19 protein-coding genes and 2 pseudogenes are annotated in these 18,469 nt (G+C 54.0%); 12 read left to right on the forward strand and 9 right to left on the reverse strand.

The genetic code is table 11. From position 1 onward, the window contains the following. The first annotated feature begins 446 nt into the window (after nucleotides 1-446). Together D3Z90_RS09730 and umuC are read left to right on the forward strand one after the other, a co-directional pair. Nucleotides 447-872: a LexA family transcriptional regulator gene (locus D3Z90_RS09730; RefSeq protein ID WP_136475534.1), complete on the forward strand. Its 426-nt coding sequence runs from the start codon at nucleotides 447-449 to the stop codon at nucleotides 870-872. Then, the gene (umuC, locus tag D3Z90_RS09735; RefSeq protein ID WP_136475535.1) at nucleotides 865-2,139 is read left to right on the forward strand and encodes a translesion error-prone DNA polymerase V subunit UmuC; all 1,275 of its coding nucleotides are present in this window, start codon (nucleotides 865-867) and stop codon (nucleotides 2,137-2,139) included. Before D3Z90_RS09730 ends, umuC begins: the two co-directional genes overlap by 8 nt. Nucleotides 2,140-2,750: 611 nt before the next feature. Here umuC and D3Z90_RS09740 read toward each other — a convergent pair. From D3Z90_RS09740 to D3Z90_RS27020, 3 genes and pseudogenes are all read right to left on the reverse strand, one after another. After that, a complete protein-coding gene (locus tag D3Z90_RS09740) occupies nucleotides 2,751-3,347 on the reverse strand; it encodes a hypothetical protein (protein WP_136475536.1) in 597 nt (198 codons plus the stop codon). Nucleotides 3,348-3,361: 14 nt separating this feature from the next. Continuing rightward, complete coding sequence (locus D3Z90_RS09745; RefSeq protein ID WP_136475537.1) at nucleotides 3,362-3,748, reverse strand: hypothetical protein; 387 nt, start codon at nucleotides 3,746-3,748, stop codon at nucleotides 3,362-3,364. 526 nt (nucleotides 3,749-4,274) lie between these two features. Next, nucleotides 4,275-4,456 (reverse strand): annotated as a pseudogene (locus D3Z90_RS27020) (integrase); the annotation flags it as partial. Between the two features lie 102 nt (nucleotides 4,457-4,558). On the opposite strand from D3Z90_RS27020, the gene D3Z90_RS09755 reads away from it, so the two are divergent. Beyond that, on the forward strand, nucleotides 4,559-4,849 hold the full coding sequence (locus tag D3Z90_RS09755) for a phage tail assembly chaperone (protein ID WP_136475538.1): 291 nt from the start codon (nucleotides 4,559-4,561) through the stop codon (nucleotides 4,847-4,849). On the opposite strand, the gene D3Z90_RS26930 is transcribed toward D3Z90_RS09755, so the two are convergent. Continuing rightward, nucleotides 4,844-4,987: a hypothetical protein gene (locus D3Z90_RS26930; protein ID WP_218571422.1), complete on the reverse strand. Its 144-nt coding sequence runs from the start codon at nucleotides 4,985-4,987 to the stop codon at nucleotides 4,844-4,846. The two genes, D3Z90_RS09755 and D3Z90_RS26930, sit on opposite strands and share 6 nt — an antisense overlap. A gap of 190 nt (nucleotides 4,988-5,177) precedes the next feature. Between D3Z90_RS26930 and D3Z90_RS09760 the strand changes: the two genes are divergently transcribed. Together D3Z90_RS09760 and D3Z90_RS09765 are read left to right on the forward strand one after the other, a co-directional pair. After that, on the forward strand, nucleotides 5,178-5,357 hold the full coding sequence (locus tag D3Z90_RS09760; protein ID WP_136475539.1) for a hypothetical protein: 180 nt from the start codon (nucleotides 5,178-5,180) through the stop codon (nucleotides 5,355-5,357). Between the two features lie 103 nt (nucleotides 5,358-5,460). Beyond that, a complete protein-coding gene (locus D3Z90_RS09765) occupies nucleotides 5,461-5,817 on the forward strand; it encodes a VOC family protein (protein WP_136475540.1) in 357 nt (118 codons plus the stop codon). Between the two features lie 766 nt (nucleotides 5,818-6,583). Here D3Z90_RS09765 and D3Z90_RS09770 read toward each other — a convergent pair. Further along, the gene (locus D3Z90_RS09770) at nucleotides 6,584-7,123 is read right to left on the reverse strand and encodes a polysaccharide lyase family 7 protein (RefSeq protein WP_168198450.1); all 540 of its coding nucleotides are present in this window, start codon (nucleotides 7,121-7,123) and stop codon (nucleotides 6,584-6,586) included. Between the two features lie 147 nt (nucleotides 7,124-7,270). On the opposite strand from D3Z90_RS09770, the gene D3Z90_RS26935 reads away from it, so the two are divergent. Next, complete coding sequence (locus tag D3Z90_RS26935) at nucleotides 7,271-7,486, forward strand: hypothetical protein (RefSeq protein ID WP_218571423.1); 216 nt, start codon at nucleotides 7,271-7,273, stop codon at nucleotides 7,484-7,486. 10 nt (nucleotides 7,487-7,496) lie between these two features. Here the strand turns inward: D3Z90_RS26935 and D3Z90_RS27340 are convergent. Continuing rightward, nucleotides 7,497-7,687, reverse strand: a pseudogene (locus tag D3Z90_RS27340) (DNA cytosine methyltransferase); the annotation flags it as partial. A gap of 753 nt (nucleotides 7,688-8,440) precedes the next feature. Here D3Z90_RS27340 and D3Z90_RS09780 point away from each other — a divergent pair. The 3 genes from D3Z90_RS09780 (at nucleotide 8,441) to D3Z90_RS09790 (ending at nucleotide 10,330) form a co-directional block, all read left to right on the forward strand. Continuing rightward, entirely contained in the window at nucleotides 8,441-8,782 is a 342-nt protein-coding gene (locus D3Z90_RS09780; RefSeq protein ID WP_136475542.1) for a hypothetical protein, read from the forward strand. A 180-nt stretch (nucleotides 8,783-8,962) separates the two neighbouring features. Beyond that, nucleotides 8,963-9,589 carry a LysE family translocator gene (locus tag D3Z90_RS09785; protein WP_136475543.1) on the forward strand — a complete coding sequence of 209 codons (627 nt, stop codon included), beginning with the start codon at nucleotides 8,963-8,965 and terminating at the stop codon, nucleotides 9,587-9,589. A gap of 93 nt (nucleotides 9,590-9,682) precedes the next feature. Then, nucleotides 9,683-10,330 carry a Qnr family pentapeptide repeat protein gene (locus D3Z90_RS09790; RefSeq protein ID WP_136475544.1) on the forward strand — a complete coding sequence of 216 codons (648 nt, stop codon included), beginning with the start codon at nucleotides 9,683-9,685 and terminating at the stop codon, nucleotides 10,328-10,330. Between the two features lie 57 nt (nucleotides 10,331-10,387). On the opposite strand, the gene D3Z90_RS09795 is transcribed toward D3Z90_RS09790, so the two are convergent. Both D3Z90_RS09795 and D3Z90_RS09800 read right to left on the reverse strand, forming a co-directional pair. Then, on the reverse strand, nucleotides 10,388-14,527 hold the full coding sequence (locus tag D3Z90_RS09795) for a CheR family methyltransferase (protein WP_136475545.1): 4,140 nt from the start codon (nucleotides 14,525-14,527) through the stop codon (nucleotides 10,388-10,390). 92 nt (nucleotides 14,528-14,619) lie between these two features. Beyond that, a complete protein-coding gene (locus tag D3Z90_RS09800) occupies nucleotides 14,620-14,931 on the reverse strand; it encodes a hypothetical protein (RefSeq protein WP_136475546.1) in 312 nt (103 codons plus the stop codon). Nucleotides 14,932-15,098: 167 nt separating this feature from the next. On the opposite strand from D3Z90_RS09800, the gene D3Z90_RS09805 reads away from it, so the two are divergent. Next, on the forward strand, nucleotides 15,099-15,488 hold the full coding sequence (locus D3Z90_RS09805; RefSeq protein WP_136475547.1) for an NUDIX domain-containing protein: 390 nt from the start codon (nucleotides 15,099-15,101) through the stop codon (nucleotides 15,486-15,488). Between the two features lie 114 nt (nucleotides 15,489-15,602). On the opposite strand, the gene D3Z90_RS09810 is transcribed toward D3Z90_RS09805, so the two are convergent. Further along, nucleotides 15,603-16,064, reverse strand: coding sequence for a GNAT family N-acetyltransferase (locus D3Z90_RS09810; protein ID WP_136475548.1), 462 nt, complete (start codon nucleotides 16,062-16,064; stop codon nucleotides 15,603-15,605). Between the two features lie 285 nt (nucleotides 16,065-16,349). Between D3Z90_RS09810 and tssA the strand changes: the two genes are divergently transcribed. Then, nucleotides 16,350-17,906 carry a type VI secretion system protein TssA gene (gene tssA / locus D3Z90_RS09815; protein WP_136475549.1) on the forward strand — a complete coding sequence of 519 codons (1,557 nt, stop codon included), beginning with the start codon at nucleotides 16,350-16,352 and terminating at the stop codon, nucleotides 17,904-17,906. A 33-nt stretch (nucleotides 17,907-17,939) separates the two neighbouring features. Next, nucleotides 17,940-18,443 carry a type VI secretion system contractile sheath small subunit gene (gene tssB / locus D3Z90_RS09820; protein WP_136475550.1) on the forward strand — a complete coding sequence of 168 codons (504 nt, stop codon included), beginning with the start codon at nucleotides 17,940-17,942 and terminating at the stop codon, nucleotides 18,441-18,443. Nucleotides 18,444-18,469: the final 26 nt, after the last annotated feature.

Below are 18,469 nucleotides of genomic sequence, written 5' to 3' on the forward strand. Positions count from 1 at the left end.
GTCCGGTTCTGAATGAAAACAGCTATGGGAGGCTAGGGCTTGGTTGACTGTGCTACAGCAAGGGGAGCGAGAGTCTCGCCTTTTGAGTCCTTTACTGACCTGATCAGAAATTGGGGAGTTGGATCATGGATGACCTGGACGAAAGATCAACGCTGGCGAGCCGCTGATGCGGCAGGCGATGGACGCGCTCTTCCGCTACAACGAGTCCAAAGGCCGTGCCGCGCCAGAAGTGGTGGAGCGATTGCGGGTGTGGAGGCTGAGTCGCTGTTTGGAGCGGTGCAGGAGTACCAGCGGAGATCGCTGGGGTGTCCTGAGTACCCGCTCCACTGATCAGCTCTTGAGGGCCGTCTGACTTTCCACTTGTCAGAAATTCCCTTCCAACAAATTGACCGCAAGGCTTTCAAGATATTAACTGTATATTCGTACAGTATAGGAAGTCGTGCGTCATGAGCTATTCCATAGTAGGCCCTGTTGCGGAGGGCGGCCTAAAGCTGCCATTGTGCCTGTTCCGTGTCCCGGCCGGCTTTCCTTCCCCGGCAGCAGACCATATCGAGGCCCATATTTCTCTGGATGAGGTCTTGAACATCAGGGCCCCACATGTCTACCTGGTGTCCATCACCGGTGAGAGCATGCAGGGCGTCGGTATCTTTGAAGGTGATCTGGCGATAGTCGACCGTTCAATTGAGCCTGCTCATGGCCACATTGTCGTGGCGCTGCTCAACAACGACCCAGTGTGCAAGCGGCTCTGTATTCGCGGCAAAGACGTGATCTTGCTGTCTGAAAATCCGAAGTATCCACCCAGGTATGTGCTTGAGGGTGATGAACTCTCAATCTGGGGAGTGATTACCGGCAGCGTGCGCAGTCATGTCTAAGCCGCCAGTCTTCGCACTGATCGACTGCAACTCGTTCTATGCGTCCTGTGAGCGGGTATTTCGCCCAGACCTGGCAAAGGTCCCGATTGTGGTCCTGTCGAACAATGATGGTTGTGTCATTGCCAGGAGCTACGACGCGAAGCCGTTCGTGAAAATGGGTGAGCCGTATTTCCAGATCAAGCAGAAGCTGAAGCAGCACGGCATCGTCGCGTTCTCGTCCAACTATGCGCTGTACGGAGACATGAGCGAGCGGGTTATGAGCCTGATCGAATCCATGGTCCCGGGCGTGGAGGTCTACAGCATTGATGAGGCCTTCGCCGATCTGACCGGCATCACTGGACTGGACGAGCTGGGGCGCCGGATTCGGAGCCAGGTGCTGCGCTGTACCGGCATCCCGGTCGGTGTTGGAATCGCCGGGACAAAGACCCTGGCCAAGCTGGCGAACCATACAGCCAAGTGGCTACTGGCGCAGACCGGAGGAGTGGTCAACATCTGCGACCCCTTCAAGCGCGACTGGGTACTGCGCAACACGGCAGTGTCAGAGGTCTGGGGCGTAGGCAGGCGGATGAGCGCGCACTTTGAAGGCATGGGTATCAAGTCGGCGATGGACTTGGCCAAGGCTGATCCCTGGATGCTACGGAAGAAGTTCAGCGTTGTGGTGGAGAAGACCGCCCGGGAGTTGGCCGGCACGCCCTGCCTGGAACTGGATGAGCCGAACCCGCCGAAGCAGGAGATTTGCTGCAGCCGCATGTTCGGCAAGCGCCTCCAGGAGTTGCCCCCGATAAAGGAAGCGGTGGCCACCTACATGATGCGCGCTTCGGAAAAGCTCCGGGCCCAGGGCTCGGTGTGCAAAAAGCTACGGGTCAGCATCCGCACTGGCATGTTCAACCCAGACGAAGCCAAGTATGCCAATGGCGTGATTGTTGACCTGCCGTACCCGACCGATGACGTGCGACTGCTGACGAAGGCCGCGGTCGATGCGCTCGACAGGGTGTTTCGGCCCGGCTTCAACTACAGCAAGGCCGAAGTACTGCTGCTCAACCTTTGCCAGCGCGGCGAATACACAGACGACCTGTTCGCCGCAGCGCAGCCTGCCGAGGCTACGAGGGTCATGGCGGTGCTGGACCAGATTAATGAACGATGGGGCAGGGGAACGCTGCGGGCGGCGAGCGTACCGGTGAACCCCGATTGGGGAATGCGCCGCGAGATGATGAGCCAGAGCTTCACCACCAGACTTGATCAGCTGTGGAAGGTCTCGTGCAATTGAGTTTTGAGCGGTCGGCAGGACACCGGGGAGGTAGCGTGCACAGATCGTGAATCACGCCAGTTATCAGCGTGTACTTCTGTGCATCTTTTGAGACAACGTGAACAGCTGCGGGCGGCTCAACGTCTTGATTTTACTGGCTTTGCCAGTGGCGACTATGATTTAGGTTCCAGTGCGCCTATCGAGGTTCGATTCCCCCGTCAGGACGCCGCAAAAGGGATAACAATCTCGTACCAATTTATGTACCAATCGCTGTGTTTTGGTAGGTTGGCGAGAGTGGCAGGGTGTGACGAAAGGCCCGGTTTTACTGGCTTTCGTCACACGCAGGAACTTAGCTAATCGCAAAAACATCTCTGGAGTATGGCCAAATTGCTGTGGATAGCCTTTGGTTGTTACTGCCTGAGGCAGGATGGCCGCCCGTGCCGTTATGGTGCTCGAACGGTAGAGCTGTCGAAAGCGTATGACCGAGCCAAAATAGCTGAAGAGCTTTGCAAGCTGGAGTACGAAGCTCTCAGTCATGACGTTGCTGCTCTTTCCTCTGGCTGAGAAATATCGCGGGAAGGTTTAGTCGCGATCCCACGCTTTTAATAGTTAGATCAATTTTGCGCTAAGCCTTAGTAGGTCCGTATTGGATAATAGTTTTCAGGGAATGGCGATGGTAGAAGCGCCATAAGTTTCGGCTTTAGCTCCCGTTGAACCTTATAGTAATCATATTCTGGCATGCTTCGTAGAGGCGAGTCGCGTGGGACTTCAGAATACGAGGCTGTTTGGATGCTTTTGTATTTAGAAATCGACCGGAGGCCGACTATATATTCATTATAGATAGTTGTCAAAAATTCCCGGTGTCCGTTTTCATAAAGCCAGTAACCTTCATTTCTCGATCCGCCTATACATTCGTTCGCATAGGTTGCCGCTTTCTTTCGTATATCCTGCTCCTTTTCCCATGCTAGGTGCTTTTCCTTTTCGCACTCCAAGTAAGTGTCGCCCGTATGTTGGTTGTACCATTCGAGTACGTGTGCAATAAATCCGTTTCCATCAGGGTTTTTAACGATGGATTGGCCTGGATGATCTTTGGCCCACTGCCTCGCTTCTACAGCAGTCTCAAATAATAAAGTTGTCATCCGCTTTACCATTCTCGGATTGAGATTGAATGAGCCGTTAGAACTTTCGCGCATGCCCGCCTCACCAAAAATATTCTCCCAGTCACCCATGTCGTAATCCCTTATTATCTTGATCTCTCTGGATAAAGCTCATCGGTCAGGTTTTCTAGCGCGTCGATGTACTCAGCTAGCGGATTTTCTCTGCAATATTTTTCCAGAAACGCCATCGCTCCGTCTACGTCAGTGTTTCCTAAAATGTTTCTATTGTCTGTAAGGTATTGATTTAGTCCGGTAAGGTAGCCTTGGGTATATGTGAGATAAGTGTTCCAGCTATTTCGGTTTTTGTGATATGTAGCTTCGTTTGCTGCAGTAGTAAATTTCCCGCAGCTTTCAAGGCCGCGTCCGATTACGGAGTAAACACCGTTGGCGTCTTGAGCATTGGTTTGGGTTGCAACTAGCGCGGTAGCTAGCAAGCTCGCATTGATGTAGAAAGTTTTTTTGTGTCCCTGCAATGCTTCCTCCTTAAGCTTCTTTCAGTTGAGCTTCGCAGTCCGGTTTGCTGTTGATGTAGCAGTATTATTGGAGATGGTCAACTGAGGTCAACGACTGTTCGATGATCATATACTGCGGCCGTCCTGAACCTATATTAAGACTGCCCATTCCTGCATCCTCTACCGGCGCTGGTCCAGGTGCGTGGAGTGGTTACAGCTGTGCAGGGTCGGCCTGCCACTGATCGGTGTCGGTGTGGGTTGATATATAAAGAAAGGGAATCGGTCGGCGGAACGCCGGGGCTGGCAGTGCCAGTGACTTTCGAAGTAACTTTGTCCGTATCTATTCGGCTTCGTTGGGCATCGTTGCAGCGAGCACCAAGGAGAAAAGCCCGTGATATCATGCCGTTAAGCTGGCTTAGCATGCATGGGTGCAAGGGGTCGAGTGTTCGAATCACTCCGTCCCGACCATTATTTACTGAGTAAAATCAGGCACTTAAGCCGGTTATCTAAACCGGCTTTTTTGTGTCCGCGCAAAACATGCGCAAAACTATCTGGCGAAATCCCCGATATCCAGGTCAGCTTCGACCTCGGACCACACCACATCTTCGTGCCCTTTCTGGTAGTTCCTGGTCATGCCTTCGGTAGCATGCCCGGCGATCTTCTGCCCGTCTTTGCCTGCTCGTTTGTACAGCTGAAGCGAGAGGGCGCTTCATGAAACCCTGGCATCTCTGATCCGACCATGGAGCGGAACACAACGTCATGACCCGGACCATCAGCGTCGGTCAGTCTGCTCGTTCGCTTCGTTACCTGGCTGGCGCGTAAGGAGTTCCGATGGCAAAAATTAAAATCGCGCAGAACCCAACCTTCGGCGCAGCGGTGCAGCTTTCGCGAGTCGGCTCCGATCCGGTGGAGGTTGGGTTCGAGTTCCGCTACTTGGACCGTATCGCGCTGTCTGAGATGTTCGATCGCTGGAACAAGGCGCGTGACGCCTGGGCGGAGAAGGCGAAGATCGATCTGGTGCGAACCTGCACTGGTGCGACAAAAGCTGTCGTCGACGCCTTCCAGAACGCCTATAACCCGGCACGCTTGGAAACTGAGGGCGGCGGCTCGTGCCTGCTATGAGCGTGGCCCAACCATTGAGTAGTTGGTGATGAACTGCCCGATCACATGCAGGTGCTCATCAGAGGGGCCAACATTGTACTGGCGTTCCCAGTCGATGGTGAGCGACGGGCGTGGTTCAAACTCGTCAGTCCTGCTCAAAGTACCTCCTAGGTCATCGGTGCCCCAGTCCATGGGCTTGCAGGCAACGGACTGGGGCAGTTCGTTAGAGGCACAAAGCTACTACGACGCCGAGCCGGTCTGGTACTGGCTTTCCATCCAGGTTTGAATGCGGGCTCAGTGATGGTAATTTGATGGCGTCAAAAAATATCGTCCACTAGGGAATCGCACGATGAGCTCAGGGAAACAGTGGTTTACAGCTAAGTATCGCCATCAGAAGCCTGGACAACAAAGCTCCACCGCTGGCTCAAAACAGTTTTTTGTTTTCAGTCATCAAGAAGCAATCGACCAGTGCCGTAATGAACTAGAAGCAAAATACCCTGGATACATCATCACCGTTTCTCGCGGCTAAAAGATTGGCGTGAAAGAGCCCAGCCCAGTGCTGGGCTCTTTGCATCTGGTGCAAACCTTCCGTTTGACTGTGGTAGATTCCTGGCTTCAACATGGAGGTGCCAATGAGCAACAGAGGGAAGGATCGCCAAATCGACAACATTGAATTCAACGTCAGCGACATCAAGCGCAGCAGGGATTTTTACGGCGCGGCGTTCGGTTGGAGCTTCGTCGACTACGGCCCGACATATACCGAGTTCAGTGACGGTCGGCTCACTGGTGGATTCACCACCGGCGAGCAAGTCAGGCCAGGTGGCCCGCTGGTTATTCTGTATTCGGACAACCTCCCTGACGCCCAGGTCAGAGTGGTGGCTGCAGGTGGAAAGATCAGCCGAGAGGTGTTTTCGTTCCCTGGCGGCAAGCGATTCCACTTCGTCGACCCAGATGGCTATGAGCTTGCTGTCTGGACCGCAGCAGACTGAGGGGGACGGAGCCCAGGCCCGCCCCGAGAGGTTTTGTGCTTGGTCTCCTACATACAGCTGTGGCGTAGAGTGCTTGGTTGGACGCACACAACCCATTACAGATATTAAGTTGTACTCTTCCGTTAAAGCACATCGGCTCTGGAGCAACCATTGTCGGGTTAGGTCCCCAACATCCAGCGGGAGTCCGGTGGTAGGGGCTGGTATAGGCATGTTTGCTGGCTGAAAATTCCCACCATTGCTAGGTATTAGTGAGCCGAAGGCCCTGCCAATATTGGTGTCGCGCCAGCATGAAGTACCTACAGGAGCATACCCATTAACCTGGCAACTAGTTATTGGTGTTCCGCAGGTACTGGAGGGCTGCATACCTAGCGCAGCAACGAGTGGACGGTCAATTACAGTCGGTGAAATATTTTACCGCCCCCGCCGGGATGGCATGATTTGTTGAAGTAGGGGGCTATGCTGAGCTGACACCTGATGAGGGGTTTCAGATGGCAAAGTGCAAGAAGTGCGATGAAGAGCTGAAGTTCGATCTGGACGACACAAAGGACCAGATTGAGGTGGTGTGCACGAAGTGCGGGGCTAGGCATCAGGTCAGGTGGGTCGCTTCATCACCCTTGATCCCTGGGCCGCGGTTTGATGTGGTTCTTCTGGATGAATGATGCCAGACAGCGTCACGCTATTTAAGCAGAAGTAGCGAGTGGGCTTCTTGATGAGCATAAGGCTTAAGCTTGCAGCGTTCCGTTGAACACGTCGAGCGACTCGTAGATCACCCAGCCGCCCTCGCTGGCGTCGCCTTTGTTGAGGCGCCGGCCCGCTGGCGCTGTTCGTCCAGCGTTGCGGACAACTGGCCAAGCTCGTAAACCTGCACGCAGTAGTCGAAGACCTGGCCAAGCGGGATTTGCTTCCTGAGTCGCGTGCGAGTGGCGCCGAGTGGCACATCGCGGAAATCGATGCGCACATATCCATTCCACCAGATCACCATCAGAAAGGGGGTCAGGGCGTTCACTGCATGGATCTGCCCGATGATGATCTTGCCCTTGCCGCGGGAGGGCGCGGTATGAACTCGAACGCGACCTGCCATCGAGTGCCTGGCGCTTCCCGGTAGCCAGTTGAACGACACGGCGGTGCTCGGCAGCGTTTGCCGGCCCTCCGTTCGCGGGTTCTTCGAGCTACCGCTGATGCCACCCTGGACTGAATACCAATAGTAGGTGTGTCCGTTCAGGTCGATCCAGAAGAGCTCTGGCGGCAGCTCATCTGGATAAAGATAGACTGTACCGTGCGCCGTGATATTGCCGAAGTTCTGCAAGGTGACTTCCTCATTTGTTTTCGGGATTGGATTTCACAGGGCGTCAGCGCTACTGCTGTCACGCTAATGGGGATAGTTCGTCGCGTTGGCGTGATTCAGTGGCGCTGGAGTTGGCTACGCTTAACGTATTGCAGAGAGGTGCGCGTTATGAGCGAGCTAGACAATAAAGAGACGCTAATGTCGGGTTGCGCGGGCTGCGGGGAATCAATGGACTTCGATCCCGATGACCCAAGGCCTGAGTTTGAGTTCCAATGTGAGCACTGCCAAAAGGTTAATATCGTGATTTGGGGGGTAGGTGAGCCGCCCCACTGGTATACGGAAATCAAACCAAATTCACGCGATGCCGATGCTTCGGCGCAATAGGTGTGAGTGATTAAGCCGCCTTCAGCAGCGTTTCAATCACCCTCTGGCCAGCCAGCGGCGGTACTGCGTTGCCAGCCATGTGCATGGTCAACCGTGATTGTTCGGGCGTTGGGTATTGGCTGGGAACGACTGCGCGGCCAGGACTTCGTTGGTGATGAGCATCCGCATGCGTTCACCATCGACCAGCGCCCATCCGTCCAAGGGGTGAAGGTGCCAATTCACGGCTTCGGGCCAATGGTTTGCCGCCCAGAGAACCTGGACGTCTGCGGCGCGCGCGCCGGTGCTCCATCCGCCGAGGCCGGCGAATCGGTCGATTGCTGCGGGCATTGAAGTATCTCGTGGTTATAGTTCTGTCAGACCAATAGAAGTGGTTGTGGAACAAAGAACACTCGACGTTGTGGTAAGCGAGTTCCGGAGAGGCCTAGAAGATCTTGTGAGTAGTGGTTTCTACTTCAACATCAGCATCACTAAACAATTTCCGCATGCGTCACGCGACGACTCTTCTCGATTGCTCGCGGCGTATTTGACTGATCACGGGTTCCCCGGTGCTTTGCGCATCGATGGGAAATGGGGCGGCCGCGATGGTGAGTTGGGATCGCATGTTTGGTTGAGCCTGCCACGCCGACTCATGCTCTGCTCAAGGTTGTTGGCCAAGCAAAATCGCCTCGTTATGAGGCCGGGAAATGTCTACCGGCTCTTTTGAGCGCTGAAAAGCCACTGCGAATTTTTCGCGTTACTACATCATTTACGAAGTTCTGAACGGCGCTTTGGTTTGATCCTGATGGGCTACTTTCTCGTCAGCTCTCTCGCTTGCCAAGGAGAGGCTGCAAAAAGGCGCCGCTATTGAGTTCATCCAGGCGCTGGGCCGTACTGGCTAAATGAAATTATTTAACTTGAAGCTTTAAGTCGATAACCTAACTAGCTGATTTCACTTAAACCAGTGCGAGACCGCTGATGCTCAAGGCAATAGTTCTACTTCTTGCTTTCGCGTTTGACTCAGCCTTTGCGCAGCAGTCTGTCCAAGATGCGGTCGGATCAAAAGTCATCGCTGTAGGCGAGGTTGAAGAGTACTCCTGTCCCGGGCTCGGGATTTATGATTGCTCGAATTGGCCAGCGAGCCTTTACCGATTCAAAGACCAGAACATCTGCTTCACACTCAACGAAGTTTGTGACTTTGAATGTGCTGTCATGTTGGTTGAGAAGAACGCTGAGCAGTCAATTTTGTTGTTTGGCTCCCGGTATGGCGACAAGATTTTGAAAGCAGCAGGCCAGGTTATGGAATGCCCAGAAAGCTAGCTATGCCAATTTGCTGCAAAAGCATGACCCAAGCCCTTGCCGTCCCTCCGGTTTTGGAGGCGTGATGGATGTGCTTCACGGATGTGAGGTGGATAGGGAATTGCTATTGAGCCTCGTATAGCTTCATTATCGAGCTACCGGAGGCACGATGCCTCGAGTCGCGCCTAAAGGAGCAGGGTTATGTTCCCATTCGAAATCTGGATTGCTTATACAGCCGCCTGCTTGTTATTGGTGCTATCCCCAGGCCCGGATAATCTGTTGGCCATAGGTCGTGGACTCAGTCAGGGCCGCATGGCCGCGATGATCTCAGGTTTCGCTTCTGGTGCCGGGATCCTGTTCCACGTTACCGCCGCCTCGCTGGGCTTGACGCTACTCATGCAGAGTTCAGCGGTGGCATTCTGGTTCATCAAGCTCATGGGTGCGGGATACTTGCTTTGGCTCGGTATAAAGGTGTTGCGCTCGCGTAGTTTGATCAGTTTTCAGCCGACTGCACGACAATCGCTGCCCAGTATTTTCCTGACCGGCTTCCTCTCTGCTGCACTCAACCCCAAACCTGGGTTGTTCGTGTTGGCATTCATTCCGCAGTTCGTTGACCCACTACGTGGCTCGGTGACTATACAGATGCTGGGCTACGGCATATGGTTCGCTGTGCTTACGGCAGTGGGCTTTGCGCTGATGGGCATATTTGCCACCAAACTGTCCCAATGTCTTCGCACACGGCCGCGCCTGGTCAACGGCTTGAACGTCGGCGCCGGACTGACCTTTGTTGCCTCGGGCCTGTCGATTGCGACGCTTAGTCAAAAGTAGCGGTTTTACACGCTGCGTCCTGCACGCCCAAGCTGACGCTATCAAGCGGTAATGGTAAATTCGCTACGCTATAGGACTGTTCAGGAATGCGTTATGGAACCGCAAGTGGTTGAAAATAAACGAATCGGTGTGAATGAATTCACGGGCCTAATCGTAAGTGGCGTCACCTTTCTGGATTGCGATTTTTCCAGAACCGACCTCTCGGAAACACAGTTCTTGGATTGCAGCTTCTATGATCGAGATCGTCAGGTAGGATGCAACTTTCGCAGCGCCAAATTGAAAGGCGCCTCTTTCAAGCGCTGTGATATCTCGGTGTGCAATTTCAATTTTGCCAGCGCACTCGGGCTTGAGATAAGCGAATGCAAGGCTCAAGGCGCCGACTTCAGCAGCGCGAGCTTCATGAATGTAATCTCTAACAAGTCCTGGTTCTGCAGTGCCTATATCAACAAGAGCAATTTGGCCTATGCCAATTTTTCCAAGGCGAATCTTGAAAAATGCGAACTGTGGGACAACCGCTGGACCGGTGCCAATGTAACGGGCGCCAGCTTTGCCGGTTCGGACCTTTCCGGCGGTGAGTTCAGTTTGTTTGACTGGCGATCTGCAGACTTTACTGGCTGCGACCTGACCGACTCAGCGCTTGGCGACCTCGATATCAGAACGGTCAATTTGGATGGCGTGAAGGTCAGCCGTGATCAGATGAGCGAGCTCGCTGCTCGATTAGGGATCAACGTTCTGGGCTAGCTGCGTGTGAGCGCAGGTGAAACAGCGCAGGAGGTGCAAGACGCACCCCCCTTTTAGTCAGGCTCCAGCCAGCATGGCGCTACACAGCGATTCGATGTTTTCTACCAGTTCTTCATATTGCACGGGTTTGCTTAAGTGCCGATCGAAACCGGCATCCTTGGCCTTTTGCGCTTGCGCGGCGACACCGTAACCGGTGAGTGCTATTGCAGGTGTAAATTTATGCAGCTTGGTTTGCCGTAGTGATCGAATGAGCTCGTGACCATCCATGACCGGCATGCCAATGTCGGAAAGAATGATGTCGTAATGCTCTTGAGTGGCGTTTTCCAAAGCGAGTCGAGGGTCGGAAAACGAGTTGACCATCGCGTCTTCCATCTCCAGCAAAATGCGCATTACTTCGATGATTTCCAAGGAATCATCTACCAGTAAAACCTTGAGCCCCTTGAGACGGCCTTTCTGCTCGCGCTTATGCTCATTCGGGTTCTCGTCAAAGGACTGCTCAGACAGCGGCAAAAGCACGGTGAATGTGCAGCCGTGGCCCAAACCCGCAGATTTGACGCTGACGGAACCATTATGAGTCTGGACAAGTTGGCGTACCAGTGACAAGCCGATACCCAAGCCATCGCGCTGGTGGTTGCTCGTTCTTGGTTTGGCTTGGCTGAACAGGTCGAAAACCTGTTCGATATCAGACGCCGCAATGCCGATGCCGTTGTCGATGATATCGAGTCGAGCCAGCTCCTCGGCCATGCTGAGGACAATCTGAATGCGAGCATTCCCCTGGGTGAATTTCAGTGCGTTATGCAACAGATTCCAGATTACCTGCTCAAGACGTGTAGGGTCACCGTCAACAGGTACCGAGACGCCCGGTGCGGGAACATCAAGAGTAATCTCGGCATTTGGATACTCTTCAGCGGCTACCGCATGGATGTCGCGCACGATGTTCGCTAAATCCAGCAAACGCGTCTTGAGCTTCAGTTTGCCGGTACGTATACGGGCGACGTCTAGAAGATCGTCAATAATGCGCGCCTGGCTAATGACGGCCTCACTGATCGTGGCAGCGGCTTTGCTTGCCTTCTCGGCACCTCGCACGGACGGTAGTCTTCTGAGTATCTCGGTATTTAGCTGAATCAAGTTCAAGGGGTGCTTGAGCTCATGCGACATGACGGCAAAGAACTCGTCCTTCATGTGGCTCGTCACTTGGTTCTCTGCCAGCTTTTTGCTCTGTTCTTCATGGAGGCGCTTGTGTCCGGTCAAATCACGGGCAATTTTCACATAACCCATGTCGGTTTCCGCGCGCAGCAGGGTTACTTCACCGCTGCAATAGAAGCGACTGCCGTCCTTGCGCACATGCCAGCGCTCGTCCTCACCGCGACCTTGCTCACGGGCTTGGCGCAATTCGTTCTCGGGTACGCCTGCTTTGCGATCTTCGGGGGAAAACAGCAGGTCGTAGTAGATACCCAATACCTCGGTGCTCTTGTAGCCGAAGATCAATTCCGCTCCCGTATTCCAATCTGTGATCAGGCCTTGCTCATCCAGAATGATGATTGCGAAATCGTGGGTGCTCTCCGCCACTAATCGCATCCGCTCTTGCCCCAGGCGCAAATCTTCTTCGGCTTCGCGGCGCTTGGTTATGTCGATGAAAGTCAACACGGTGCCGTCAATGTGGCTTTCGCTCGAACGGTAGGGTAGTAGCCGCGCGATGTACCAGCGCTGGTCGCTGCTGTTGACTTCCCGTTCCATCATGCTGAGGGATTCGAAAACCGAAGCAGCATCGTCAGCCAACTGTGGGTAATTCAAGCGGTGGGTGATATCCAGTAGTGAGCGACCTGTATCGACCGGCAACATGCTGAAAATTTCAGTGGCTCGCGGCGTGAACCAACGAATATGCATGTTGCGGTCAACAAACACCGTGGCGATATCGGTGGAAGCAATCAGGTTGGCCAGATAATCATTTATCTTATCTGTTTCTTCAACTTTGGTTTTTAGCTCGTAATTGACCGTCAGCAGCTCTTCATTGATTGATTGCAGTTCTTCCTTGCTGGTTTCGAGTTCCTCCGTGGCCGAGCGTAGTTCTTCGTTGATAGCGTGCATTTCCTCATTGGACGCCTTGAGCTCTTCACTGGAGGACTCCGAGTGTTCAATTGTCTCCTGCAAGTGCAACTTGGTACGTTGCAGTTCGCTCTCCAGGCTGGAAAGCACCTGGTTCTCTGTTTGCTGGCTCAATTTGCCATCATCCCGCTCGGTTCCCAATTGCGAGATACCGAAGACGATCAGTCGGACATCCTGCTCTGACGGTTCATCCTTGTAAGGCTGCACCATGATGTCGACACAGTAGTCCCCTTGCGGGTCTTCTATTCTGACTTTTCTCGACATCGTCCCTTTGCCGCTTTGCTGAGCCTGGAACAGTGTCGTTCTCAGCTCCAGGCGCAATTGCGGCATTACCAAGCCCAGGACATTTCGACTCATCTCACCGCCTATGTGGCGCAAGAAGCGCCCAGCCCCTTCGCTCATGTGCAGGATGTCCGCATTGGCATCGACAATCAGGCTCGGTGGTAATCGTTGTTCAAGTGCGCGCTGGTGAATGTCGGCGTAGGCGACTTTTCGTGTTACCTGCGCTACCGGGGGAGGAACGGACATGTTGAAGGTGCTGAAACCGCCACGCGGCATCGTTGGCGTCCGCCTGTTTGCAGAAACAGCTTTCGCTCGAAAAATCCGGTTTCGCTTATCCACGGGTGTAAACAAGTCGGGACAGGCATCTGCAGATTCAGATGTGCCGAGAAACAAGTAGCCCCCTGGACGAAGGGCAAAATGGAACATCTGCAGGATATCCCGCTGGATCTCCCGCTCCAGGTAAATTAGCAGATTGCGGCAGACGATCAGATCTATTTGAGAAAATGGTGGATCGGAAAGCAGGCTGTGATTGGCAAACAAGACCTTTTCGCGGATCTCTTTACGCACCTTGAAACGCTCGCCTTCTTTGAAAAAATATTGGCGCAGGCGTGTCGGCGGTACATCCGTGATGATAGCTTCGGGGTAATGGCCAGCGCGTCCGGTCGCGATCGCGCGCTCATCGATATCCGTGGCGAACACTTGAACCTTCACGGGGTGCGCTTCCAGCTTTTGATGCTCAGTGCACAAGATGGTCAAGCTATACGCTTCTTCACCGGTAGAGCAGCCCGCCGACCAGATCCGCACTTCGTCGCGTTTGGGCTTCTCCAGTTCGCCGCCCATCAATGATGTCAGTACGTGCCGCTCAAGTGCCTCGAATGCTTCGCGGTCACGGAAGAAATTGGTGACGCCAATGAGCATGTCGCCGAGCAAATTGCTGGCTTCTTCGGGGTTGCTCTCCAGGTAGCTTAAATAGGCGGGAAGGTCGGGCTGTGCCGTTACTTGCAGCCGACGTTCGATACGCCTGAGCACTGTGGCACGCTTGTAATGCTTGAAGTCATGGCCGGTGCGGTTTCGCAGTAGCAAGAGAATGTCTTGCAGCGTTTGCTCGGCCGCCGCGCGCTCTCGCTCGGGGGGATCCGCGGGCAGGCGCATATCATGCGGCGCTGGAAGCTTAATACTCTGCGAATTGCGCCACAGCTCAAGTATTTTTTGCGGGATCTCAGCGACAGGCAACACCACATCGACCATGCGTGTGGCGATAGCCGCTTGCGGCATTCCATCGAATTCTGCATCCGAGGGTGTCTGAACTAGGGTGATGCCACCTTGCTCCTTGATTCGAGATAACCCGACGGCACCGTCGCTGCCAGAGCCTGATAGCACAATGCAGAACGCGTGCTCTTTGTGCACATCCGCCAAGTCTCGGAAGAACAGATCAATCGCCACATGATTGCCCACGGGCCGATTGGTGGGTATCACCCGTAGATAGCCGTCATTCATAGATAACTGGCTGGCAGGAGAAATCACGTAGACATGGTTACGCTCGATGGGGCAGGGGTCATTCACCTGTCGCACCGGCATCGAGGTGCAGTCTTGCAGGATCTGGTCAGCAACACTTTCATGATCGGGTGAAAGGTGCAGGACGATGACGAATGCCATGCCACTGTCAGCAGGCATGTGTTCAAAAAACGTCTTGAGTGCGCCAAGGCCACCCGCAGACGCACCGATTCCGATAACCGGGAAGGCTAACTGGCTTGGCGTAACGCCTTCCCGTTGAGGCAAGGACTGGGGACGCCCCGGAATCGATTTCATTGCAAAATCCCTGTTAATTAAAAGAACTGAAACGTTTTGCTAGGCAGGACCATTTTAAACGCCACCAGCCCGCCCAGGGTAAAGAATGTGAGTCATATTTCGGTGCTATGACAGCGATGCTGTAGGGACAACACTGAATGGCGAGTGGGGGACCGATGGACTGGATAATCCCCTCCCTCTACGGAGCGCAAGAAAGCCTGGTCTGCCAGTACTCGTAGCTCTCGCCACTCAACAAAGCCGATAAGCCTGAGTCGGTCCATCTCGTCTGCTTGCCGGAGCAGATCGTCGTGATAGTTATTGGGGCAGTCCCTTCGCAGCTTCCAGTCATCATAGCGTGCAAACCAATCATCCAGCGCTGCGAACTTTTGCGCTTCCATGAGAGAAAACTGGATGTAGGCATTCATGATCTTGCTCCACTGTGCCGCTTTAACTATTGAGCAAACTCGATAACGCTTGGTTCAACGCGTAACCGGGATGCATGAGAATCAGCACCAGGCGGTCTTTGCGATTGAACCTTCAGCGTTGAAATCAATCTCCCAAGGAAGACAGTGTTGAATTGCAAGTGAGTGGGATGACTGCCAAAACTCGGAAGCTCAAAGCCCGTGCAACCATCATCTGCCTTCGCAGCGGCAAGATTCTATTAGTGCGCAAGAAAGGTGGCCGATGGAATTTTCCCGGCGGAGCCATTGAGGCCGGAGAGTCGCCAGGTGAGGCTGCTTCACGAGAAATGTTCGAAGAAACCTGTATTGGGTGCGCGGGAATGGTTGAACTCTGCAGTCTGGAAGTCGGCAGGGTATTGCACTACATCTTCACCACCCAGGTGGCTGACGAGGACAAGGCAATTGCTGGTCACGAAATCGCTGCGTGTAAGTGGGTGCGACAAGAGCAGCTTCATCAGATTCTGCTCAAGCCTATGGCTACCGCTTTGATATCCCGAAGGCTGCCTGCGCTGTCGAGGTGATTTTTTATTTTACAACGCTGGTCAAGTTTAAGCTGAGCTACGCCCACTGTTAGTTATTCGGCTTGAAGTTTATGTATGGCGAGGTCATTCAGGAATTTCCGGCCTGGTGCGCCATCAAGCAACAATGCGCGACATTAGCCATTGCGTCTTGCCCCACGCCTGAAATTGCTCAACAACCGTCCATCCACGCTTTGCGTAATAAGCGTGTTGATCGCTGGTATGCAAATACAGTTTTTCAATTCCGCAGCGTTGGGCCTGGGAGTAGATCCCTTCGATAAGTTGTTCGGCGATTCCCACACCTCTTGCCGAAGGGGCAACGTACACACAGGCAAGCCAGGGACCAAGATCAGGTCGGTGGGACAAATCGTGCGCCGCGAGTGCAGCACCTCCCAGCAACCGATCATGATCAAGGGCGACCAGGCATTGCCATCGGCCATTGCTTTGACCTTCGGCGAATTCGTGCTGCCAGTCTGCTAGCAGCTGGTCTTTGAACTCATATTCAAACTGCTGGTGAACCCATTGAGCGAATGTGTCGCAGTGGGTCATGTGATCTTTTAACCAGTCTATATGGCGCATCGAAAACCTCCTTGTAGAGCCTACCATCAGATACGAACAGGGCAGCAGTAGCAAGTCCATTCGGTAAATGGACGGAATGCCTATGCGCGCTTTTTAGTGCCCGAAGATCATTCCTACTCGATTAGCAGAAACGTCCGATGGCTGCCATTTCTACCGGGGTGTAACTTCCTACCCTTAGCTCGAACCGGTAGCACTTTACAAATATTGTAAGAATTCTGCAGTTCATTTTTCTGGGTGCATTTAACCCTGGAAGGCCTATTGATTTGCGATAACGAAATAATCTCAATGTCCTATTCAAGCAAGTTGTTTGCTCATTATCTTGAGCTCGCCAAGGCACCTATCTGCAAACAAAGTTTTGCAGGTGAGGACGTCCGATTTTCGGACGCGTTCGAGGCGTTGGAAAGCGAGTTGAGTAAAACGCAATCCATGCATGAAGGTGGGCAGATAGATTGGGCCAACGTGCTGGAGGGCAGTGAGTTGCTGCTTCGCACGCAGTCCAAGGACCTGAGGGTTGCAGCCTGGTTGGCTTGGGCGTTGTATCAGCGCGAATCCTTCCAAGGCCTGGTGGCGGGTGTTGGCCTGTTGCATTTTTTGTGTGCCAACCACTGGGAGCAACTTCATCCCGCCAAATTGCGTACTCGTTCGGCTGCAATTGGTTGGCTGGTACTGCGTCTGGAGCAGGTGCTAAGCCACGACATCCCGATAAAAGAGCAATTGCCAACGTTCGAGCTGATGGTCGAGTACCTGCAAGGACTCGAGGTAATACTTGCCGAGCATCTGGCCGAAGAGGCGCCTTTGCTTTTGCCACTTTGTCGGCGCTTGAAAGATAGGGTCCAGCGCGCCGCAGGCTGCCAGGCGGAACCCGGCGTTGTCCAGTCGGTAGTGGTTCAGGTACAGCAGGTTGCAACCCAGTTGTTCAGCCATGGGTCGCCCATCGACAACGAGAAAGATGCCCAAAGGGGCCTTCGGGCATTGCAGGAAAGCGCTCGCACTCTGTGTACCTGGTGGCTCAAGCAAAAGGCCACCGATCCGCGAGCTTTGCGCTTGAGCCGGATCATGCTCTGGTTGCCCATCGATTCTGTTCCGGGCCGTGACGCCGAGCAAATCACCGCCTTACGCGGGCTACCTGCTGACAAACTCAAGGCCTACGCGGAGCGTTACGCAAATGGGCAGTATGCCGATCTGCTCGTTGATCTTGAAGCCAGTCTGGCCGGGGCGCCGTTCTGGTTCGACGGTCAACGCCTGGCCTGGGAGTGCCTGCAAGGCTTGAATGCCGAGCAGGCAATGCGTGAAGTGGAGTTTCACTTCGCCTTGTTGCTGCAACGTCTGCCCGGGCTGTTGGAACTGAGTTTTCACGATGGGGTGCCATTTGCTGACGCGGCAACTCGTCGTTGGATCAGCGCTCATGTCATGTCTCATCTGCAAATCCCCAGCAGGCCGCGCAAGGTTGAAGTTACCTCCAGCCTGCCCGCCTGGGAAAAAGCCTTCGAAGAGGTGATGCCCGTCCTGCAAAGAGACGGCTTGAAGGCTGCCGTGCAAATACTCAAGCACGGTCTGCAAGCTGCCCAGGGAGGGCGAGAGCGGTTCTTCTGGCAGCTCAGCATGGCCCGGCTGTGCTTTGTGGCGAAAAAGTACGAACTCGCCAAGACCCAGTTCGAAATCCTCGACCAGGAGCTTCATCGCTCGGGCTTGAACGCCTGGGAGCCCGAGCTTGCACTTGAAGTGCTGCACTTTCTACACAGCTGCTGTGAGTTGTTGCCGCAGAACCACGCGGTGCGAGATCGCAGGGAAGAAATTTATCGCAGGCTGTGCCACCTCGATCTCGAGGTCGTACTCGAATAGACCTCAGGGTCAACAACCACACGGAGAAAAGCCATGGCCAAAGAAGGCTCGGTAGCCCCAAAGGAACGCATCAACGTCACCTTCAAGCCCGCCACAGGTGGAGCACAGGAAGAAATAGAGCTGCCATTGAAGCTGCTGGCTATTGGTGACTACACCCAGCGTAAAGACGAACGCAAGGTGGAGGATCGTAAGCCGATCAGCATCGACAAAATAACTTTCGACGAGGTGCTGGCCAAGCAGGAGTTAAGCCTGACGCTAAGCGTGGCCAACCGTCTTCAGGCGCAAGGAAGCGCAGAAGAGCTGGCGATCGAGGTGCGGGTGAACTCAATGAAGGACTTCAACCCAGCCAGCCTGGTCGAGCAAGTACCTGAACTGAAAAAACTCATGGAGCTTCGTGATGCGCTGGTAGCGCTTAAAGGTCCATTGGGCAATGCCCCTGCATTTCGTAAAGCTATCGAAGCGGTGCTCGTCGACGACGAATCGCGCGGTCGCGTTCTTGGTGAGCTGGGTTTGAACGCCACAGCCCCGAAAGCTTAAGCCCCTATCCGCCAAGGAAGTTCTGA

The organism is Pseudomonas sp. DG56-2 (genome assembly GCF_004803755.1).
Classification (GTDB): domain Bacteria; phylum Pseudomonadota; class Gammaproteobacteria; order Pseudomonadales; family Pseudomonadaceae; genus Aquipseudomonas; species Aquipseudomonas auratipiscis.

Coding starts and splice junctions, on each gene's coding strand:
- D3Z90_RS09755 (WP_136475538.1), top strand. CDS start 4,559: ATGGCAAAAATTAAAATCGCGCAGAACCCAACCTTCGGCGCAGCGGTG.
- D3Z90_RS09805 (WP_136475547.1), top strand. CDS start 15,099: ATGACTGCCAAAACTCGGAAGCTCAAAGCCCGTGCAACCATCATCTGC.
- D3Z90_RS09785 (WP_136475543.1), top strand. CDS start 8,963: ATGTTCCCATTCGAAATCTGGATTGCTTATACAGCCGCCTGCTTGTTA.
- D3Z90_RS09730 (WP_136475534.1), top strand. CDS start 447: ATGAGCTATTCCATAGTAGGCCCTGTTGCGGAGGGCGGCCTAAAGCTG.
- D3Z90_RS09795 (WP_136475545.1), bottom strand. CDS start 14,527: ATGAAATCGATTCCGGGGCGTCCCCAGTCCTTGCCTCAACGGGAAGGC.
- D3Z90_RS09740 (WP_136475536.1), bottom strand. CDS start 3,347: ATGGGTGACTGGGAGAATATTTTTGGTGAGGCGGGCATGCGCGAAAGT.
- D3Z90_RS09800 (WP_136475546.1), bottom strand. CDS start 14,931: ATGAATGCCTACATCCAGTTTTCTCTCATGGAAGCGCAAAAGTTCGCA.
- D3Z90_RS09760 (WP_136475539.1), top strand. CDS start 5,178: ATGAGCTCAGGGAAACAGTGGTTTACAGCTAAGTATCGCCATCAGAAG.
- D3Z90_RS09765 (WP_136475540.1), top strand. CDS start 5,461: ATGAGCAACAGAGGGAAGGATCGCCAAATCGACAACATTGAATTCAAC.
- tssA (WP_136475549.1), top strand. CDS start 16,350: ATGTCCTATTCAAGCAAGTTGTTTGCTCATTATCTTGAGCTCGCCAAG.
- tssB (WP_136475550.1), top strand. CDS start 17,940: ATGGCCAAAGAAGGCTCGGTAGCCCCAAAGGAACGCATCAACGTCACC.
- D3Z90_RS09790 (WP_136475544.1), top strand. CDS start 9,683: ATGGAACCGCAAGTGGTTGAAAATAAACGAATCGGTGTGAATGAATTC.
- D3Z90_RS26935 (WP_218571423.1), top strand. CDS start 7,271: ATGAGCGAGCTAGACAATAAAGAGACGCTAATGTCGGGTTGCGCGGGC.
- umuC (WP_136475535.1), top strand. CDS start 865: ATGTCTAAGCCGCCAGTCTTCGCACTGATCGACTGCAACTCGTTCTAT.
- D3Z90_RS09780 (WP_136475542.1), top strand. CDS start 8,441: ATGCTCAAGGCAATAGTTCTACTTCTTGCTTTCGCGTTTGACTCAGCC.
- D3Z90_RS09810 (WP_136475548.1), bottom strand. CDS start 16,064: ATGCGCCATATAGACTGGTTAAAAGATCACATGACCCACTGCGACACA.